Source organism: Paraperibacillus esterisolvens (genome assembly GCF_046237625.1).
GTDB classification, from domain to species: Bacteria; Bacillota; Bacilli; order Bacillales; family DSM-1321; genus Paraperibacillus; species Paraperibacillus esterisolvens.
Map to the genome: position 1 here is coordinate 1465310 of NZ_CP143545.1, position 18441 is coordinate 1483750.

An 18441-nucleotide genomic window follows, 5' to 3' on the forward strand; every position below is an offset into this window, starting at 1 on the left:
AGGTGAAGAAATTTGAAGCGCCCACTATGGCGCTTGCCATGAAACAGGTTAGGGATGAACTGGGAAACGATGCCGTGATCTTGAATTCGAAGGTCATCCATACAGGAGGTTTCCTGGGACTGTTCAAGAAGCGGATGTTTGAAGTCGTGGCAGCTATCGATCCAAAGCCTGGACAGGGTGCAGTTAAACCAAAGCTGAAGGATAAGAAGGCCTATAAAACCGCCCGGAACATCACACATTCAGATAAACCGGCTCCGATAGACAGTCAGCGGACCTCAGTCACAGCCGGAAGTGAAGGGAAGCAGGAAGAAAACAGTTTGCTGCAGGAAATCTCCCAGTTAAAGGAAACGGTGGCTGGATTGTCTGATACCTTTGATACGAACCCCCTTCCGAAACAGGTCCAGCATGTGGCCGGCATTTTAAAAAAGCATGATCTGGATCCAGCAATCAGGAAAGGGCTGTCAGCAAAATTGGTTGAAAGATGGTATAAGAATTCCGGCAGTGCAGACCAGGATGCTGTGTTAGCCTGGGCCGGGGAAGAAATAGTGAAGATCATGCCAGAGCCGGAAGGCGGGGGCTGGGTGACTAAGAAATACATCAGCCTGGCCGGGCCGACAGGGGTGGGCAAAACGACCACACTGGCAAAGATTGCTTCCCGATTTGTCGTTGAACAGAAAAAGAAGGTTGCTTTCATCACCACTGATACCTTCCGTATAGGAGCCATAGAACAGTTAAAAACGTATGCTGGAATCCTTGGGGTGCCGATGGAGGTCGTCTATAATAGAGAAGATTTTATGAGGGCAGCGGAACGTTTTGCTGATTATGACCATATTTTCATCGATACAGCAGGCCGGAATTACAAAAATCAAGAATATGTTAAAGATTTAATGGAATTGATCGATTATAAAAATAATATGGAAAATTTTCTTGTTCTTTCGCTCGCTGCCCGGCAGTCGGACATGGAAAAGATTATCGAACAGTTTTCCATTCTGCATATAGACGGTTTCATCTTTACAAAGGCTGATGAAACGGACAGCCGGGGAGCTGTATTCAATCTCGCAGCTAAATACCAGATTGCGCCAGCCTTTATCACAAATGGGCAGAATGTTCCGGACGATATCAATGAGGCAGGGCATCAAACGTTACGTAATCAGCTTTTTGGAGAAACAGGCAATGAATGATCAAGCTGAAGCTTTGCGGCAGTTAGTAGAGCAGCAGAAAACAAGCAAGCAGGCCAGAGCTATTTCCGTAATCAGTGGAAAAGGCGGTGTTGGTAAATCTAATTTCTCGTTGAATTTTTCTATTGCTCTGTCAAATTACGGACAAAAAGTCCTTCTAATAGACATGGATATTGGAATGGGCAATATCGATATTCTGCTTGGGAATACACCTTCAAGGAATATCGTTCATTTTTTTGAGGGAAGACTGCCGCTTGAGGACGTGATCACAGAAGGTCCCGCAGGCATTTCCTATATCGCAGGAGGGACTGGTTTGTCGGACATTTTCCATCTTGACAGCGAGAAGGAGAATCACTTTTTTTCAGAGTTTGGCCGTGTGGTGAATCTCTTTGATTTTGTCATATTTGATATGGGAGCAGGCATATCCGAGGATACCCTGCCCTTCCTCCTCGCCGCAGATGAAATTTTTGTAATCGCGACACCTGAACCGACTGCCGTGACGGATGCGTATGCAGCAATTAAATATATTACCCTGATGCAGCATAATGCGCCTTTTTCTTTAATCTGCAACAAAGCCCCCGGGGAAAAAGAGGGAGGCCTGACCATCAAGAGGCTGCAGTCCGCGGTGAAACAGTTCCTCGGCCGGGACATCCAAGGTCTTGGAATCCTGCCGGAGGATCCTGAAGTACAAAGAGCTGTCATAAGGCAGACCCCCTTTCTGATTGCAAATCCGCGCTCGAAGATTTCGAGGGCCCTGGTATCCCTTGCCGGTGAATTTCTAGAAAAAGATTCAGATAAAGTCACTCCTTCTGCAGCAACAGGCTTTATACGTCGTCTGAGAAAATATATGTTTGGAAGGAAGGCTTGATTATGGAACCCATAAAAGTCCTGGTTGTGGATGATTCTGCATTCATGAGAAAGCTTATAACTGGCTTCCTGGAGGAGGATCCCCGGACAATGGTCGCAGGTACGGCCAGGAACGGAAAAGAGGCATTGCAGAAGGTGAAGGAGTTAAAGCCGGATGTAGTGACCCTTGATATAGAGATGCCGCTGATGGACGGACTGGAAGCCCTGAAAATGATCATGGAGGCGTGTCCGGTTCCGTGCATCATGCTGTCAAGTACGACGACAGCAGGAGCTGATAATACCATGAAAGCCATTGAGCTCGGAGCTTTCGACTTTGTTCCAAAACCATCAGGGCCGATTTCACTTGATTTGGAAAAAGTGAAATGCAGCCTGCTTGATAAAGTGGCGGAGGCTTCAAGGATGGATGTTAAGCAGCTGATGCGGGCGAGGGCCCGCGGCAGAAGGCAGATGCTATATCCTATGCCTCAAACAAACGGAATGCCGGAAATTGATAAGAACTTTGCCGGTATTAAAAAAGTCATCTGCATCGGAACATCAACAGGAGGTCCTGGAGCACTCCAGCACGTCCTGTCCAGTCTTCCGGAAGACATTGGGGTGCCGATCCTGATTGTTCAGCATATGCCGGAAGGATTCACTGCTTCACTGGCGAAACGGCTGAATACTTTGTCCCGGATAATCGTGAAGGAAGCGGAGGATGGTGAGCTCCTCCTAAAAGGAACAGCTTATATAGCGCCTGGAGGCTTTCATCTGAAAGTGAGGAAGGCGGGTCTGAGCCTGGCAGCCGTCCTCAGCCGTGAAAAGCCGCGGCAGGGACATCGACCATCAGTGGATGTTCTTTTTGAATCCCTTGCCGAGCAGCAGGATTATGCCAAGATTGCTGTCATCATGACAGGGATGGGCCATGACGGATCAAAGGGTCTGAAGGCCCTGAAAACCAGCGGAAGGCTGATGGCCATTGCCGAATCGAAGGAGTCATCCGTAGTATTCGGTATGCCGAAGGCAGCCATTGCTACAGGGTTGGTCGACAGAGTGGAAAATGTAGACAACATAGCAAGTGCAGTCATAAATTTCTCTAAAAATTAGGTTCTATTATTATCAGGTATTATCAGGCAATGTTAATTTATTTCCCTGTTGATTGATGGGGAGTGCCTGGATTAACAGCAGTCTGAATGAACAGAGCTAAAAATTAAAGGACGTGTTAAACATGGACATGAGTCAATATCTTGAAGTTTTCATTGATGAGAGCAAGGAGCATCTCCAGACTTGCAGCCAGCAGCTGCTTGAATTGGAGAAAAATCCTGAAGATTTGAGTATAGTAAATGATATTTTCCGCTCTGCACACACGCTTAAAGGAATGTCGGCAACGATGGGCTATGAAGACCTGGCCAACCTGACCCACAAGATGGAAAACGTACTGGATGGCATCCGCAATCAGAAATATTCTGTTACGGTCGAGATCCTGGATGTTGTTTTTCAGGCTGTGGATGACCTGGAAGCCATGGTGTTTTCCATTGCCGAAGGCGGGGATGGAAAGCGGGATGTTACGGAAGTGGTTAATAAGCTGAACTTGATTGATGAGGGCAAGCCGCTGGCATTGAATGCCGCAGTCCAAGAGGCAGCCCCTGCACTGGCTGAAAAGCAGGCCTCTAAGGTTTCATATGATGAATTTGAAATGACAGTCATTAACCAGTCCAGGGATCAAGGCTTCCATTGCTTTGAAGTGACAGTTGAAGTGAGGGCAAACTGCCTGCTGAAAGCAGCCAGGGTATATATGGTGTTTGAAGTGCTTGAAAATCTCGGGGAAGTAATCAAGTCAAATCCGGGAGTGGAACTGCTCGAGGAAGAGCAATTTGATAATGAATTTACAGTCACTCTGGTAACCATGAATAATGAAGAGGAAGTCAGAAGCAAAGTCATGAAGGTATCTGAAATTGATTCCGTAACAATTGCGGTCCTGGATGACAAGGAATCAGGAGCTATTGAAACAGAATCAATCCAGGGCGGGGATGCTGATAAAGAGGCTGTGACGCCAGGCGGGACTCCACCAAAGGCCGCCCAGACGAAATCACCGGAAACCAAAACCCAGAGCGCAGGAAGCAAGACTATCCGTGTCAACATCGAGCGCCTGGACATACTGATGAATTTATTCGAAGAGCTGGTGATCGACCGTGGAAGGCTGGAGCAGATCTCTAAGGAAGTAAATAACGGGGAACTGAGCGAGACAGTCGAACGAATGTCAAGGATTTCAGGAGACCTTCAGAATATTATCCTGAATATGAGAATGGTGCCGGTCGACACAGTGTTCAGCCGCTTTCCAAAAATGGTCCGCCAGCTGGCGCGTGAATTGGACAAGAAAATCCATCTGGAGATCATCGGTGCTGATACAGAGCTTGACCGCACTGTGATTGATGAAATCGGCGATCCTCTTGTTCATCTAATAAGGAATGCACTTGATCATGGAATTGAAATGCCGGAAACAAGAAAAAAGAATGGCAAGAATGAAGAAGGTACAGTCACACTTAAGGCGTATCACAGCGGAAATCACGTTTTCATAGAAATTGAAGATGATGGGGGCGGAATGAGCCGCCAGAAAATTTTGCAAAAGGCGATTTCTAAAGGAATTGTCACCGAACAGACCGCTGAGTTAATGACAGATAAGCAGGTCTACGACCTGATCTTCGCCTCTGGTTTCTCCACTGCAGAAATTATTTCGGATATCTCAGGAAGGGGAGTTGGCCTTGATGTTGTCCGGAATACAATAGAATCTCTCGGAGGAACAGTAGCCATTGATTCGAGGGAAGGGATTGGCTCTGCTTTTTCGATTCAGCTGCCGCTCACGTTATCCATCATATCTGTGATGCTTGTGGAAGTACAGGAAGAAAAGTATGCCATACCGCTTTCTTCAATTATAGAGACTGCCATCATTAAAAAATCAGAGATACTGACTGCTCATAATCAAAAAGTAATTGACTTCAGAGGGAAGGTTGTACCGGTAATTTTCCTGAAAGATGTTTTTAACGTTCCAGAAACTGTGGAGCAGGATGAGTACTACTCACTGGTCATTGTCCGAAAAGGGGAAAGGATGGCCGGTCTGGTAGTTGATCAGTTCATCGGGCAGCAGGAAATTGTTTTAAAATCACTGGGAGCTTATCTTCAGTCTGTATTCGCCATTTCAGGAGCTACGATCCTTGGCGACGGCCAGGTGGCTCTAATCGTTGATTGCAATGCTTTAATTAAATAGAATGCAGATTTAGGAGAGTGGAAGATATGACAGGTTCCGAAGTGTCAACACAGTCAAGGGACATGAAAATCATCATATTTCAGCTTGGCGGTAATGAATATGCCCTTCCGGTGGGAAGGGTTAGATCCATTGAAAAAATGCAGCATATTACAAGGGTTCCCCGCACCACAAGTTTTGTAAAAGGAGTTTTGAATCTCAGGGGGGTCATCATTCCCGTGATTGACCTCCGTGCGAGGCTGGGACTTAGTGAAGAAACTCCTACAGATCAGACAAGGATCATCATTGCGCAGGCAGAAGGCCTCGAGGTAGGTCTAATTGTGGATGCTGCGAATGATGTACTTGATATTGACGGAGCTGCGATTGAACCTCAGCCTGAAGTAGCCGGATCTATTGATGAAACGTATATAGAGGGAGTGGCTAAAAAGGATAAAAGGCTGATCATTTTATTGAACCTTGAAAATATCCTTAACCCGGACGAATTGGCGCTTGCCGAAAGGAAAGGGTAAGATGTCAATCCATCGGGAGATTACCAGTTTCCAAATGGATATTTTAAGGGAAATAGGCAATATAGGAGCCGGAAATGCAGCTACTGCCCTATCCAGGCTCTTAAATAAGAAAGTGGATATGAAGATTCCTGAAGTCAGGGTCGTCTCATTTGATGAAATGATGGAAATGGCCGGGGGAGCTGAAACAGTAACTGCGAGCGTGTATTTCAGAATTGAAGGGGATGCGCCGGGCAGCCTTTTCTTCCTGCTTCCCGTCAAGCAGGCCTGCCGCTTTGTATCCCTGCTATCAGGGGATGAGATGGAGGCTGATGCTGAAACAGGGTTCACGGAGTTTGGCAGCTCGGTTTTAAAGGAATTGGCCAATATCCTGGCCGGCTCCTATCTGTCTTCTCTCTCTGACCTCACGCAGCTTAACATCCATCCTTCCATCCCTTATTTCTGCGTAGACATGGCTGGAGCGGTAATCAGTCAGGGATTGCTTGAAATATCTCAATCAGGAGACTCCGCCATCGTGATCAATACAGCTATGGAAAGGGAAGACGGGAACGGATGGAACGGCCATTTTTTCCTTATTCCGGATTCAGCCTCTTTTGAAGTTATATTTAAAGCACTGGGAGCGCATCGGTATGCTGGCTGATCAAGTAAAAGTAGTGAGAGTGGGCATCGCGGATTTGAATATGGCGGCAGCCCCTGACTTGCTCAGGACGGCCGGCCTTGGGTCCTGTGTCGGTGTGGTGCTCTATGACCTGGCAAAAGGACTGGCTGGAATGGCCCATATCATGCTGCCCGACTCCCGGCTCGCCAGGGGCCTGGGTGCAAGCACAGGGAAGTATGCCGATACAGCGGTTCCCGAGCTGCTGAAGCTGCTGATTAGGGAGGGAGCGAGCCGCCATGGCATACAGGCCAAAATCGCAGGCGGAGCCCAAATGTTCCAGTTTACGGGAGGAAGTGACCTGATGAGGATCGGGCCCAGAAATGTGGAGGCGGTAAAAGAGTGCCTTCACTGCCTGGATATTAAGCTTTCAGCCGAGGATACCGGGGGAAGCAGCGGAAGGACGATTGAATTCTACCCGGAAACAGGACGCCTGCATATCAGAAGTGTGAATAAGACCCTGTTAATTATCTAATATGGATATGAAACCACAGCCAGAGGAGCCGGTGAGGCACATCTAAAGTTGGAGTATCCGCGCCCGATATTCTCTCCTCCTGTTTCATAGCAGAAAAGTTTCAGCGGGCAAATTGTATAAAACATAACTATTTTACTAGTTTTTATGGATAAAAAGCCCTTATTTATGTGTTGCAGGACTGATATAATGACTATGGTTTTGCTGAATGCATACAGCCAATATGTGTAAGGAGGAGTCAAATGTCTCAAGTAACAGCCCGTGATGAGCAGGCGCTATGGAAAAACTGGACTGACTGGCGTGATCCCGAGGCAGGAGACGCACTTGTGAGGAAATACATGCCTTTAGTTTCATATCATGTGCAGCGCATCTCAGCGACATTGCCCAAGAATGTAAGCCGGGATGATATCCGCAGTCTTGGGATGGTAGGGTTATTCGATGCATTGGAACGCTTTGACCCAGGCAGGGACCTGAAGTTTGATACCTATGCCTCATTCCGGATCCGCGGTGCTATCATTGACGGGCTGAGAAAAGAAGACTGGCTCCCGAGAAGTTCCAGGGAAAAGACGAAAAGAATCGAGGCGGCGGCTGAAAAGCTTGAACAGCGGCTGATGCGGGCGGTGACTCCTGCTGATATTGCTGCCGAACTGCAGCTTCCTGAGGATGAAATTTCTTCAGCAATGAATGAAAGCTTTTTTTCGAACGTCCTTTCCATGGATGAATCCCCTCAGGAACATGAAGAAAAAGACAATAAAATGGTCTTTAAGGATGAGAAGGCACTGCTTCCAGAGGAACAGCTCCTTAAAGGCGAGTTATTTGCCGAGCTGGCCCAGGTCATCTCAAAATTAAATGAAAAAGAGCAGCTGGTTCTCCAGCTATTTTATAAAGAAGAGCTTACTCTGACAGAAATCGGGCAGGTTATGGAACTTTCCACCTCCAGAATTTCACAGATTCATTCCCGGGCCATCTCAAAGCTGAGAGCGATCCTGACCAAGGCGATGTAAGCTTTCCATTTGAATGATGGGAAGGACAGAATATAGATGAGCCTAAAAGCAATTGAAATGCAGATTGCCCTGCCCAGGACACTTGATGCACAAAAAGTGCAGGAGCAGCTTCAGCAGAGGGGGCAGCTCCAGAACGCAGAAGCCTCACGGGAAATCGATCAGGAAGCAAAACGCAGGCGGAGCTCAGTGACCAGAAAAAATGAATTGGAAAAGACACAGGCTGACCGCGGTGAGCGGCAGCAGGAAAACTTGCAGCCTTCCTGCAAAGAAAGCTCACTGGAAGATGCCCCTGCTCCCCATCCTTTCAAAGGTTCCTTTGTGGACTTTTCCGGTTAGTGAGGACCAATGACAATATTTCTCTTATTCTTTAGCTTTTTATTAAACATTATTGCCATTTTCGGCATCATCATTTTATATTCCCGTCAGAATTCCATGCTTGCAGGCGGGAAAAAACAGGAAGAAGCAGTAAAAGAGCTGGAGACCATTCTATCTTCATTCGTGCTTGAGCTAAAGGAGGACAATGAGCAATTCCTGAGGGATCTTGAAAAAGCCCAGACAGGCAAATCCTCTCCAGTCGTGAAAAGAAAGGGAAAAACTGCCCCTGTCAAGCCTTCCGGTCCTGCAAAAGCTGAGGGGCATAGACAGCCGCCCTCGATTTACTCTGGCCATGAATCGGCGGAGGATGGTGGATATGCTGATTCCCTGATAGAGAGCGGACCAAGGGACGTACTGGAACTGACCAATAGCAGCAGTGTCTCAAAGAAAACCTCCTTTAAAACAGAACTGGAAGATCAGCTTGCCCAGAAGGACCAGCTGCAGGCAGGCGTTCTTAATCCTTTGGCACAGCAGGTCCTTAAGATGAAGGAATCCGGGCTTAGGGTCGATGAAATTGCCAAAAAACTCAATAAAGGCAAAACAGAGATTGAGCTCTTGATAAAATTCCATGAGTGATTAACAAATTACTTGAATGTATATGTTAATTATGCTATATTAGTCAACGGTGTTAATACACACGTCCAGGGATTCGGACATTGGTGCTGATGAATCAGTTTTGTCCGGAGATGATGAGGGCGGAGGAAAACATAAAACCATTAGGAGGAACACAAAATGTCAGTAATTTCTATGAAGCAATTACTAGAAGCTGGTGTGCATTTCGGACATCAGACTCGCCGCTGGAACCCAAAGATGAAGAAATATATCTTCACTGAGCGTAACGGCATCTACATCATTGACCTGCAAAAAACAGTTAAAAAGGTTGAAGAAGCCTATAACTTCGTAAGAGAAGTTGCTGCTAACGGCGGAACAATCCTTTTTGTAGGTACTAAAAAACAAGCACAGGAATCTGTTAAAGAAGAGGCTGCCCGCGCAGGTATGTTCTACGTTAACCAACGCTGGTTAGGCGGAACATTAACAAACTTCGAAACAATCCAAAAACGTATTACTCGTCTTAAGCAAATCGAAAAGATGGAACAAGACGGTACATTTGAAGTGCTTCCTAAAAAAGAAGTTATCCAGCTTAAAAAAGAATGGGAACGCCTTGAAAAATTCTTAGGCGGAATTAAAGATATGAAGGGTATTCCTGATGCGATCTTCATCATCGACCCTCGCAAAGAGCGCATTGCAGTTGCAGAAGCTCATAAATTGAACATCCCGCTTGTAGGCATCGTTGATACAAACTGCGATCCGGATGAAATCGATTATGTAATCCCTGCAAACGATGATGCAATCCGTGCTGTGAAACTTTTGACTGGTAAAATGGCAGACGCTATTTTAGAAGTTAAACAAAGTGAAGAGCAAACTGAAACTACAACTGCTTAATTTAGCAAAAGGTGATAAGAGGATAAGGCCTTTTATCACCTTTTTTTAAGAAAGAGACAGTTCCAGTTTCCAAATCTATAATGGACCAAAAAAATTTTGCCTGCGGCAGATGATTCCAGCGTCGATACAGGGGACATGCTAAAGGCTACATATCTTTTTAATAACAGGAGGAGTTTTATTATGGCAGTAACTGCTCAAATGGTTAAAGAACTTCGCGAAAAAACAGGCGCAGGCATGATGGACTGCAAAAAAGCATTGACTGAAACAAACGGCGACATGGAAGCTGCAATCGATTTCCTTCGTGAAAAAGGCATTGCAAGCGCGGCTAAAAAAGCAGACCGCATCGCTGCTGAAGGATCTGCTTACATCCTTACTGAAGGCAATGAAGCTGTTGTCCTTGAAGTAAACTCTGAAACAGATTTTGTTGCTAAAAACGAAGGCTTCCAAGTTCTTGTTAAAGAGCTTGCTTCCCATCTTCTTCAAAACAAGCCGGCTTCTGTCGAAGAAGCTCTTGAGCAAAAGATGGAAAATGGTTCAACTGTTGCAGAATACATCAATGCAGCAATCGCTAAAATCGGGGAAAAGCTGACTCTTCGCCGTTTTGCGGTAAAAACTAAATCCGACAGCGATGCATTCGGTGCATACCTTCATATGGGCGGGCGCATCGGCGTTCTTACTGTGCTTGAAGGTACTACTGATTCAGAAGCTGCAAAAGATGTTTCTATGCACATCGCTGCCCTGAGACCTCTATATGTATCACGTGACGAAGTGACTTCTGATGAAATCGAGCGCGAGCGCAAAGTATTGACAGAACAGGCACTAAACGAAGGAAAGCCTGAAAAGATCGTTGAAAAAATGGTCCAAGGCCGCATCAATAAATTCTATGAAGAAATCTGTGTAAATGACCAGACTTTCGTTAAAAACCCAGATGTAAAAGTAGGAAAATTCGTTGAATCTAAAGGCGGCAAGATTGCAAGCTTCGTACGTTTCGAAGTGGGCGAAGGCATCGAGAAACGCCAGGATAACTTTGCTGAAGAAGTTATGAGCCAGGTTAAAAAAGACTGATTTCCTGAAATAAAGCAATGAAAATAGGGGACACCATGTGTTCCCTATTTTTCAAATATCTTGCTTCACGTTGAATATTAATTGAGATTTCACATGTTGGAGGTTTTTATGAGCAGCGCAAAATACAATCGTGTCGTATTAAAATTAAGCGGTGAAGCATTAGCGGGCAATCTGGGCTTCGGTCTTGATCCTGAGGTGATCAAATCTGTATCCGAACAGGTTAAGGAAGTTGCCGAACTGGGTGTTGAAGTAGCCGTAGTCGTTGGCGGTGGAAACATCTGGCGGGGCAAAATCGGCAGTGAAATGGGCATGGACCGGGCAACCGCCGATTACATGGGAATGCTTGCCACTGTCATGAACTCGCTGGCTCTGCAAGACAGTCTGGAGAACCAGGGAATTGAAACCAGGGTACAAACTTCCATTGAAATGAGGCAGGTGGCAGAGCCTTATATCAGAAGACGCGCAATCAGGCATCTTGAAAAGAAAAGAGTCGTCATCTTTGCAGCCGGCACTGGGAACCCTTATTTTTCAACCGATACAACCGCTGCGCTACGTGCTGCTGAAATTGAAGCAGAAGTTATCCTGATGGGCAAAAACAATGTGGATGGCGTCTATAATGCCGACCCGCAGAAAGATGAGAATGCAGTGAAGTACGAAGAGCTTTCCTACCTGGATGTGCTCAAAGAAGGCCTTGCAGTAATGGACTCCACCGCTTCTTCCCTATGTATGGACAATGACATACCTCTTATCGTGTTTTCGATCATGGAAAAGGGTAATATAAAACGAGCCGTTATGGGCGAAACTATTGGAACAATCGTCAGGGGGAAATAATGATGCCAAAACAAGTAACAGCAAATGCAAAAGATAGAATGGACAAGGCAATCGGCGCATACAGCCGGACGCTGGCAAGCATACGTGCAGGAAGGGCAAATGCCTCATTGCTTGACAGGATTACGGTCGATTATTACGGTGCACCTACTCCAATCAACCAGGTCGCTGGCATATCTGTGCCGGAAGCCCGTCTTCTGGTCATTCAGCCATATGACAAAACAGTCCTTGGTGAGATTGAAAAAGCAATCCTAAAGTCTGACCTGGGACTCAATCCAACAAACGATGGATCGGTTATCCGTCTTGCCATCCCGGCACTGACTGAAGAACGCCGTAAGGATTTGGTCAAACAGGTAAGGAAAGAATCTGAAGAGGCTAAAATCGCAGTCCGGAACGTACGCCGTGATGCAAATGATGACTTGAAAAAGCTTGAGAAAAATGGAGAAATCACTGAAGACGAGCTTCGCAGATATTCAGATGAAATCCAAAAAACAACAGATTCTTATATTGCCAAGGTAGATACAATTACCAAGGACAAAGAAAAAGAAATTCTTGAAGTTTAATTCACTCATAGTTACTCTATGCCCCTGTCAGAGGGGATTTTTTTTATTCTGTCTGTCATATGCCGTTATATTCAGTTCCATAGTTCTATCTTCTTATAGGGCGTGTATACTTAAGTAATCTGACTGCCGGACTAAACAGGATTCGGCATTCAGCTCCCAAAGTCGAAATACGCCCGGCCAGATTTTAATATCTGCCGGCGGTTTCAGTACTTTCCTGATATTTATAGGAGATTATCGGTTTTTTTGTTATTATTAAATAGATTCAAATCAATAAAGAACATACATATTGAAAATACTCTGTTCTAAATGAGTTTATTCAATGGGGGATACGTATTATGGAAATGTTTTTGAAACGGTTGAAAAATAAAGGCACCGCCACATTGGCGGATAAGATACTAGAAGTGAAAAAGCATCCCGTTCCGGGCCATATTGCGATTATCATGGATGGCAATGGCCGCTGGGCGAAAAAAAGGGCACTTCCAAGGGTTGCCGGACACCATGAAGGAATGAAGACAGTCAAGAAGATTACAAGGCTGGCCAGTGAACTTGGGGTTGAAGTATTAACCGTCTATGCGTTTTCCACTGAGAACTGGAAACGTCCGCAGACAGAAGTCGACTTCATCATGAAGCTGCCGGAGGAGTTTCTCGGCGCATTCCTGCCGGAGCTCATCGAGCAGAATGTCAGGGTGCAGATGATCGGGGAACCGGAAGCACTTCCTGCCCACACCCTCAAAGTGGTGCAGAAGGCAATGCGCGATACAGAGAAGAATACAGGGATGATCCTTAATTTCGCCCTGAATTATGGCAGCCGTTCTGAAATATTAGTGGCTATGAAGCACATGATGAAGGATATATCTGCCGGGGTCATAGGGCAGGAACAGATTGACGAAAAATTATTTTCCAGCTATCTGATGACAGATGGACTGGCTGATCCGGACCTGCTGATCCGGACGAGCGGAGAACTAAGGCTGAGCAATTTCATGCTCTGGCAGTCGGCCTATACTGAATTTTGGTTCACGGATGTATACTGGCCGGATTTCAGTGAGAGCCACCTCCTTCAGGCAGTTCATGATTATCAAAGCAGGTCCAGAAGATATGGCGGTGTATAAGCCTGTATGCGTAAGGGCATGTCCCGGGACATGCTTGAACATCAAACCGCTTAAATGAAGGTGAGGAAAAGTCAAGAATGAAACAAAGAATAATTACCGGTGTTATTGCAGCAGCCATTTTTCTGCCAATAGTTATCTACGGTGGATTCACTTTACTTGCAGCTGCGTATTTATTAGGCACGATTGGTTTATATGAACTGATAAGAATGAAGAAGCTGGCGGTTTTCAGCATTCCGTCCATCCTGTCCTTTATAGGTCTTTGGGTGGTCCTTCTTCCGGAAGGGGGCGTGGCATTCCTGCAAAAAGGGGATTACACAAAAACCTCGGTGGTCCTGATCCTGGTCCTGCTTCTTCTGTCATATACTGTCCTCTCAAAAAACAGGTTTAAATTTGAGGATGCAGGATTTTTGCTTCTGAGTGTCCTTTATGCGGGCATGGGCTTTTACTATCTGTATGAAACCAGGGCCCTGGACAATGGACTGGCTTATCTGTTCTTTACACTGTTTACGATCTGGGCAGCGGATTCCGGTGCTTACTTCATTGGGAAAGCCGCCGGGAAAAACAAGCTGTGGCCTGAAATCAGCCCCAATAAGACCATTGAGGGAGCCGTAGGCGGAATTGTCTGTGGACTCCTGGTTGCTGTAGTCTTTGCCTTATTTATCGACATACCAGAACCGCTATGGAAGCTTCTGGCCATATCGGTGTTTATCTCTGTTTTTGGGCAGATTGGGGATTTAGTACAGTCAGCTTACAAGAGAGTGTATGGGGTGAAGGACTCCGGAAAGCTGCTTCCGGGCCATGGAGGCGTGCTTGACCGTCTGGACAGCTTGATCTTTGTACTGCCCATCCTCCATCTGCTTCACTTCATTTGAAAGGGAAATACTACTGAAGGTTTTATAGGAGTTGAGTCCATTGAAAAACATCAGTCTTTTGGGAGCGACCGGCTCCATTGGAACACAGACGCTCGATATCATCCGGGAAAATCCGGATCAATTCCGTCTTACGGCCATCTCTTCCGGTAAGAATATGGAACTGACCAGGCAGATTATCCGTGAATTTTCACCAAAACTGGTTTCCGTCCAATCACAGGAAGACGGCATGGACTTGAAGCGTGAATTTTTAGGACAGGGCATATCCTTCACCTCCGGAGAAAAAGGACTTGTTGAAGCTGCATGCCATGCTGATACAGATATCGTTGTAAATGCTGTAATCGGAAGTGTGGGCCTAGAACCGACACTCCAGGCAATTGAGGAAAAGAAGGATATCGCAATAGCCAATAAAGAAACACTGGTAACTGCCGGACATTTGGTAATGGATGCAGCAAAAAGGCATGAAATCCACCTCCTGCCTGTTGACAGTGAGCACTCAGCTATCTTCCAGGCGCTCCAGGGTGAAAATGATAAAAATATCGAAAGCCTGATTATCACCGCTTCCGGCGGCAGCTTTCGTGACAGGACCCGTGAAGAGCTGAAGAACGTAACAGTCGTTGATGCGCTGAACCATCCCAACTGGTCGATGGGCGCCAAAATTACAATTGATTCTGCGACCATGATGAACAAAGGACTGGAAGTCATTGAGGCACATTGGCTTTATGATATGCCTTACGATAAAATAAAGGTGCTCCTTCACAGGGAGAGCATAATTCATTCAATGGTTGAATTCCACGACTCAAGTATCATAGCTCAGCTGGGTACGCCAGACATGAGGGTGCCCATCCAATATGCCCTTACTTTTCCTGAGCGGCTTGCCATGCCGATGGCCAAGAGGCTCAGCCTGGCGGAAACGGGTACCCTCCATTTTTCAGAAATGGATTACAAAAGGTTTCCAGCCCTTAGGTTTGCCTATGAAGCCGGCAGGGCGGGAGGCAGCATGACCTCGGTGCTGAATGCAGCCAATGAAGCGGCAGTCGCCAGGTTTTTGCGGGGCGAGGTTGGCTTCCTGCAAATTGAAGATTTGATAGAGAGGGCGCTTGAAAGGCACAATCTCATCCATGCCCCTGATTTAACTGCAATCCGCAGCATAGATGCCGAGACCAGGGAATATGTGAACACTATATAAATTAAAAGGTGGTTGATTAAGTGCAGACATTGCAGACAGTGATTGCCTTTATCCTAATTTTTGGAGCTCTTGTATTTTTCCATGAGCTGGGCCATCTCGTCTTTGCGAAGAGGGCTGGCATTCTATGCCGGGAATTTGCAATCGGGATAGGGCCTAAAGTATTTTCAGCCAGGCGGAATGAAACTCTTTATACAATCAGGCTGCTGCCCATAGGCGGGTATGTCAGGATGGCTGGCGAAGATGCAGACATCGCTGAAATCAAACCGGGCTACAGGGTAGGGCTCATCCTGAACGCTGACAGCATAGTTGAAAAGATCATCATCAATAATAAAGAAAAATATCCGGACATCAGGATCATAGAAGTTGAGAGGGCGGATCTCGAGCACAGCCTAACAATTAAAGGGTATGAAGACGGAGATGACGAAGCACTCCAAACCTTCAAGGTCCATCCGGAAGCGATGCTTGTTGAAGACGGAATGGAAAACCAAATTGTCCCTTATGACCGCCAGTTCGGTTCGAAAACACTTGGGCAGAGGACCATGGCCATTTTTGCAGGACCGATGATGAACTTCCTGCTGGCAATCGTCCTCTTCTGGATCATAGGTGCGCTGTCCGGCATAGTCGTGGACGAACCTAAACTCGGTTCCTTGACCAAGGACGGAGCAGCTGTGAGTTCAGGCCTAAAGAAAAATGATTCGGTCCAATCCATAGACGGTACAGAGGTATCCTCATGGATGGATATACAGGAAGCTATACAAAAGCATCCGGGGGAAGAGATTGCCTTTATAGTAGAAAGAGATGGCAAGACACTGGAAATCCCGGTTACACCGAAGGAAATTGTAAGGGAGAAGCAGAAGATAGGAGTTATCGGCGTATATCCGCCTGTAGAAAAGGACCCGTCCAAGGTGTTCGTCTCCGGCTTCACAGAGACTTATTTCTGGACGAAGCAGATCGGAATTATGCTCGGGCAGCTGGTTACCGGCCAATTTACGATCGATGCCCTATCCGGGCCGGTAGGAATTTATAAGTCCACCGAGGAAGTCGCGAAGACGGGGGTCATCTCCCTGTTCAAATGGGCGGCAGTGCTGAGCATCAACCTTGGAATCATGAATCTGCTGCCAATTCCGGCACTTGATGGGGGACGGCTGTTGTTCTTTGCCGTCGAAGCAGTGCGCGGCAAACCGATCGACCGCCAAAAAGAGGGAGTCGTCCATTTTATCGGCTTTGCGCTCCTTATGCTCCTGATGCTGGTCGTAACCTGGAATGATATCCAGCGCTTTTTCCTATAAAGGAGAGCTTTAAGCTCATGGGCAGAAGGAGGTCAAGTTTCCTTCTGCCCCGTAATTTTCTTGAATAAACAGATGGGGTGCTATTAGATGAAACAAAGTATGACACTTATTCCTACACTGAGGGAAGTTCCGGCCGATGCAGATACGAAAAGCCATCAGCTGCTGCTGCGAGCAGGATTTATCAGACAGAATTCAAGCGGAGTTTACAGCTATCTCCCGCTCGCCAGGAAGGTTCTTCAAAAAATAGAAGGTGTTATCCGTGAGGAAATGGAAGCAGCAGATGCTGTCGAACTGCTGATGCCTGCCCTGCAGCAGGCGGAGCTTTGGCAGGAATCCGGCCGCTGGTATACATACGGCTCGGAACTGATGCGCCTGAAGGATCGAAATGAAAGGGAATTTGCACTTGGTGCCACCCATGAAGAAGTGATAACAAGCATCATCAGGGATGAAATTAAATCATATAAAAGGCTGCCGCTGGCCCTTTACCAGATTCAGACAAAGTTCCGTGATGAAAAACGCCCGCGTTTTGGACTTCTAAGGGGCAGGGAGTTTATCATGAAAGATGCGTACTCCTTCCATGCTGACCAGGAGAGCCTCGATGACACCTATGAGAAGATTTTTACCGCCTATAGCAATATCTTCCGACGCTGCGGACTCGACTTCAGGGCAGTTATAGCCGACTCAGGGGCAATGGGCGGCAAGGATACCCATGAATTCATGGTGCTTTCAGATATTGGTGAAGACACAATTGCCTATTCTGATACATCTGATTATGCAGCCAATATTGAAATGGCCCCTGTGACCGAAGACTATGAACGTCCGGCAGGGGAGGAACAGCCTCTTGAAAAGGTGCATACGGAAAATCAAAAATCAATAGAAGAGGTTGCGGCTTTCCTAAATACATCCAAACAAAATCTTATCAAATCACTTGTCTTTAAAGCAGACGATAAATATGTTCTGGTTCTGGTCAGAGGCGATTACGAGATCAATGATATCAAGCTGAAGAATCTGCTTGAAGCGTCTTCTGTGGAATTGGCCAGCCACCCCGAAGTGACAGAGGCGGCTGGATGCGAGCCGGGCTCTATCGGACCTGTTGGCATTTCCCGCGACCTTGAGATCATAGCAGATCATAGCGTCAAATCTGTCCTGAACGGAGTCTGCGGAGCAAATACAGAGGATTATCATTATGTGAATGTAAATCCGGACCGTGATTTTACGGTTTCACGCTATGCTGATCTCCGCTTCATCCAAGAGGGTGACAAGTCCCCGGATGGCAGCGGGCTCATCAAATTTGCCAAGGGCATTGAAGTCGGCCATGTATTCAAGCTGGGTACGCGCTACAGTGAAGCAATGAATGCTTCATTCCTTGACGAGAACGGCCGCTCACAAGCCATGATCATGGGCTGCTATGGTATTGGGGTATCAAGGACGCTGGCGGCTGTGGCTGAACAGTTCAATGATGAAAGAGGGCTCATCTGGCCGGCAAACCTCGCACCATTTACTGTGCATGTTATCCCGGTCAATGTTAAAGATGAAAGCCAGCGGACTCTTGCAGATGACATTTACAAGGAACTGAAGTCGTCCGGACTTGAAGTGCTGATTGATGACCGGCCGGAGCGGGCTGGAGTTAAATTTGCAGATTCAGACCTGATTGGCATCCCGGTAAGAATCACAGCCGGCAAGAGGGCGGCCGAGGGTATCGTTGAAATCAAAATCCGCAAAACCGGCGAAACCATTGAAGCCGGTAAAGACGAACTCAAAGAAATAATCCAGAAACACCTGGTTTAACAG

At 46.6% G+C, this 18441-nt stretch carries 19 protein-coding genes; all 19 read left to right on the forward strand.

Features of this window, described 5'->3' with window-relative positions; translation table 11 throughout:
* The first annotated feature begins 2 nt into the window (after nucleotides 1-2).
* The 19 genes from flhF (at nucleotide 3) to V1501_RS07560 (ending at nucleotide 18438) form a co-directional block, all read left to right on the forward strand.
* Entirely contained in the window at nucleotides 3-1181 is a 1179-nt protein-coding gene (gene flhF / locus V1501_RS07470) for a flagellar biosynthesis protein FlhF (RefSeq protein WP_409293282.1), read from the forward strand.
* A complete protein-coding gene (locus V1501_RS07475) occupies nucleotides 1174-2046 on the forward strand; it encodes a MinD/ParA family protein (protein WP_409292308.1) in 873 nt (290 codons plus the stop codon). The genes flhF and V1501_RS07475 overlap by 8 nt, the downstream gene beginning before the upstream one ends.
* Before the next feature lie 2 nt (nucleotides 2047-2048).
* Nucleotides 2049-3128, forward strand: coding sequence for a chemotaxis response regulator protein-glutamate methylesterase (locus tag V1501_RS07480; protein WP_409292310.1), 1080 nt, complete (start codon nucleotides 2049-2051; stop codon nucleotides 3126-3128).
* A gap of 121 nt (nucleotides 3129-3249) precedes the next feature.
* On the forward strand, nucleotides 3250-5286 hold the full coding sequence (locus V1501_RS07485) for a chemotaxis protein CheW (protein ID WP_409292312.1): 2037 nt from the start codon (nucleotides 3250-3252) through the stop codon (nucleotides 5284-5286).
* Between the two features lie 26 nt (nucleotides 5287-5312).
* A complete protein-coding gene (locus V1501_RS07490) occupies nucleotides 5313-5792 on the forward strand; it encodes a chemotaxis protein CheW (protein WP_409292314.1) in 480 nt (159 codons plus the stop codon).
* Between the two features lies 1 nt (nucleotide 5793).
* Nucleotides 5794-6429, forward strand: a complete 636-nt coding sequence (locus V1501_RS07495; protein ID WP_409292316.1) for a chemotaxis protein CheC — start codon at nucleotides 5794-5796, stop codon at nucleotides 6427-6429.
* Nucleotides 6422-6919, forward strand: a complete 498-nt coding sequence (locus tag V1501_RS07500; protein WP_409293283.1) for a chemotaxis protein CheD — start codon at nucleotides 6422-6424, stop codon at nucleotides 6917-6919. Before V1501_RS07495 ends, V1501_RS07500 begins: the two co-directional genes overlap by 8 nt.
* Before the next feature lie 239 nt (nucleotides 6920-7158).
* On the forward strand, nucleotides 7159-7920 hold the full coding sequence (locus V1501_RS07505) for a FliA/WhiG family RNA polymerase sigma factor (RefSeq protein ID WP_409292318.1): 762 nt from the start codon (nucleotides 7159-7161) through the stop codon (nucleotides 7918-7920).
* A 36-nt stretch (nucleotides 7921-7956) separates the two neighbouring features.
* Complete coding sequence (locus V1501_RS07510) at nucleotides 7957-8256, forward strand: hypothetical protein (protein ID WP_409292320.1); 300 nt, start codon at nucleotides 7957-7959, stop codon at nucleotides 8254-8256.
* Nucleotides 8257-8265: 9 nt separating this feature from the next.
* A complete protein-coding gene (locus tag V1501_RS07515) occupies nucleotides 8266-8871 on the forward strand; it encodes a DUF6115 domain-containing protein (RefSeq protein ID WP_409292322.1) in 606 nt (201 codons plus the stop codon).
* 156 nt (nucleotides 8872-9027) lie between these two features.
* Nucleotides 9028-9738, forward strand: coding sequence for a 30S ribosomal protein S2 (gene rpsB / locus V1501_RS07520; protein ID WP_409292324.1), 711 nt, complete (start codon nucleotides 9028-9030; stop codon nucleotides 9736-9738).
* 180 nt (nucleotides 9739-9918) lie between these two features.
* Nucleotides 9919-10803 carry a translation elongation factor Ts gene (tsf, locus tag V1501_RS07525; protein WP_409292326.1) on the forward strand — a complete coding sequence of 295 codons (885 nt, stop codon included), beginning with the start codon at nucleotides 9919-9921 and terminating at the stop codon, nucleotides 10801-10803.
* A gap of 108 nt (nucleotides 10804-10911) precedes the next feature.
* A complete protein-coding gene (gene pyrH, locus V1501_RS07530; RefSeq protein ID WP_409292328.1) occupies nucleotides 10912-11634 on the forward strand; it encodes a UMP kinase in 723 nt (240 codons plus the stop codon).
* 2 nt (nucleotides 11635-11636) lie between these two features.
* Nucleotides 11637-12194: a ribosome recycling factor gene (frr, locus tag V1501_RS07535; protein WP_409293284.1), complete on the forward strand. Its 558-nt coding sequence runs from the start codon at nucleotides 11637-11639 to the stop codon at nucleotides 12192-12194.
* A gap of 341 nt (nucleotides 12195-12535) precedes the next feature.
* On the forward strand, nucleotides 12536-13303 hold the full coding sequence (locus V1501_RS07540) for an isoprenyl transferase (protein ID WP_409293286.1): 768 nt from the start codon (nucleotides 12536-12538) through the stop codon (nucleotides 13301-13303).
* 77 nt (nucleotides 13304-13380) lie between these two features.
* Nucleotides 13381-14175, forward strand: coding sequence for a phosphatidate cytidylyltransferase (locus V1501_RS07545; RefSeq protein ID WP_409292330.1), 795 nt, complete (start codon nucleotides 13381-13383; stop codon nucleotides 14173-14175).
* 40 nt (nucleotides 14176-14215) lie between these two features.
* Nucleotides 14216-15361, forward strand: a complete 1146-nt coding sequence (gene dxr / locus V1501_RS07550) for a 1-deoxy-D-xylulose-5-phosphate reductoisomerase (protein WP_409292331.1) — start codon at nucleotides 14216-14218, stop codon at nucleotides 15359-15361.
* A 29-nt stretch (nucleotides 15362-15390) separates the two neighbouring features.
* On the forward strand, nucleotides 15391-16650 hold the full coding sequence (gene rseP / locus V1501_RS07555; RefSeq protein WP_409293287.1) for an RIP metalloprotease RseP: 1260 nt from the start codon (nucleotides 15391-15393) through the stop codon (nucleotides 16648-16650).
* Nucleotides 16651-16737: 87 nt separating this feature from the next.
* On the forward strand, nucleotides 16738-18438 hold the full coding sequence (locus tag V1501_RS07560; RefSeq protein ID WP_409292332.1) for a proline--tRNA ligase: 1701 nt from the start codon (nucleotides 16738-16740) through the stop codon (nucleotides 18436-18438).
* The last annotated feature ends 3 nt before the right edge of the window (nucleotides 18439-18441 follow it).

What these genes read in the sequence shown, in the direction of transcription:
- V1501_RS07515 (WP_409292322.1), top strand. Translation starts at nt 8,266, where the DNA reads ATGACAATATTTCTCTTATTCTTTAGCTTTTTATTAAACATTATTGCC.
- V1501_RS07540 (WP_409293286.1), top strand. Translation starts at nt 12,536, where the DNA reads ATGTTTTTGAAACGGTTGAAAAATAAAGGCACCGCCACATTGGCGGAT.
- rpsB (WP_409292324.1), top strand. Translation starts at nt 9,028, where the DNA reads ATGTCAGTAATTTCTATGAAGCAATTACTAGAAGCTGGTGTGCATTTC.
- V1501_RS07545 (WP_409292330.1), top strand. Translation starts at nt 13,381, where the DNA reads ATGAAACAAAGAATAATTACCGGTGTTATTGCAGCAGCCATTTTTCTG.
- V1501_RS07510 (WP_409292320.1), top strand. Translation starts at nt 7,957, where the DNA reads ATGAGCCTAAAAGCAATTGAAATGCAGATTGCCCTGCCCAGGACACTT.
- V1501_RS07475 (WP_409292308.1), top strand. Translation starts at nt 1,174, where the DNA reads ATGAATGATCAAGCTGAAGCTTTGCGGCAGTTAGTAGAGCAGCAGAAA.
- V1501_RS07495 (WP_409292316.1), top strand. Translation starts at nt 5,794, where the DNA reads ATGTCAATCCATCGGGAGATTACCAGTTTCCAAATGGATATTTTAAGG.
- tsf (WP_409292326.1), top strand. Translation starts at nt 9,919, where the DNA reads ATGGCAGTAACTGCTCAAATGGTTAAAGAACTTCGCGAAAAAACAGGC.
- frr (WP_409293284.1), top strand. Translation starts at nt 11,637, where the DNA reads ATGCCAAAACAAGTAACAGCAAATGCAAAAGATAGAATGGACAAGGCA.
- V1501_RS07505 (WP_409292318.1), top strand. Translation starts at nt 7,159, where the DNA reads ATGTCTCAAGTAACAGCCCGTGATGAGCAGGCGCTATGGAAAAACTGG.
- V1501_RS07560 (WP_409292332.1), top strand. Translation starts at nt 16,738, where the DNA reads ATGAAACAAAGTATGACACTTATTCCTACACTGAGGGAAGTTCCGGCC.
- V1501_RS07480 (WP_409292310.1), top strand. Translation starts at nt 2,049, where the DNA reads ATGGAACCCATAAAAGTCCTGGTTGTGGATGATTCTGCATTCATGAGA.
- pyrH (WP_409292328.1), top strand. Translation starts at nt 10,912, where the DNA reads ATGAGCAGCGCAAAATACAATCGTGTCGTATTAAAATTAAGCGGTGAA.
- V1501_RS07485 (WP_409292312.1), top strand. Translation starts at nt 3,250, where the DNA reads ATGGACATGAGTCAATATCTTGAAGTTTTCATTGATGAGAGCAAGGAG.
- V1501_RS07490 (WP_409292314.1), top strand. Translation starts at nt 5,313, where the DNA reads ATGACAGGTTCCGAAGTGTCAACACAGTCAAGGGACATGAAAATCATC.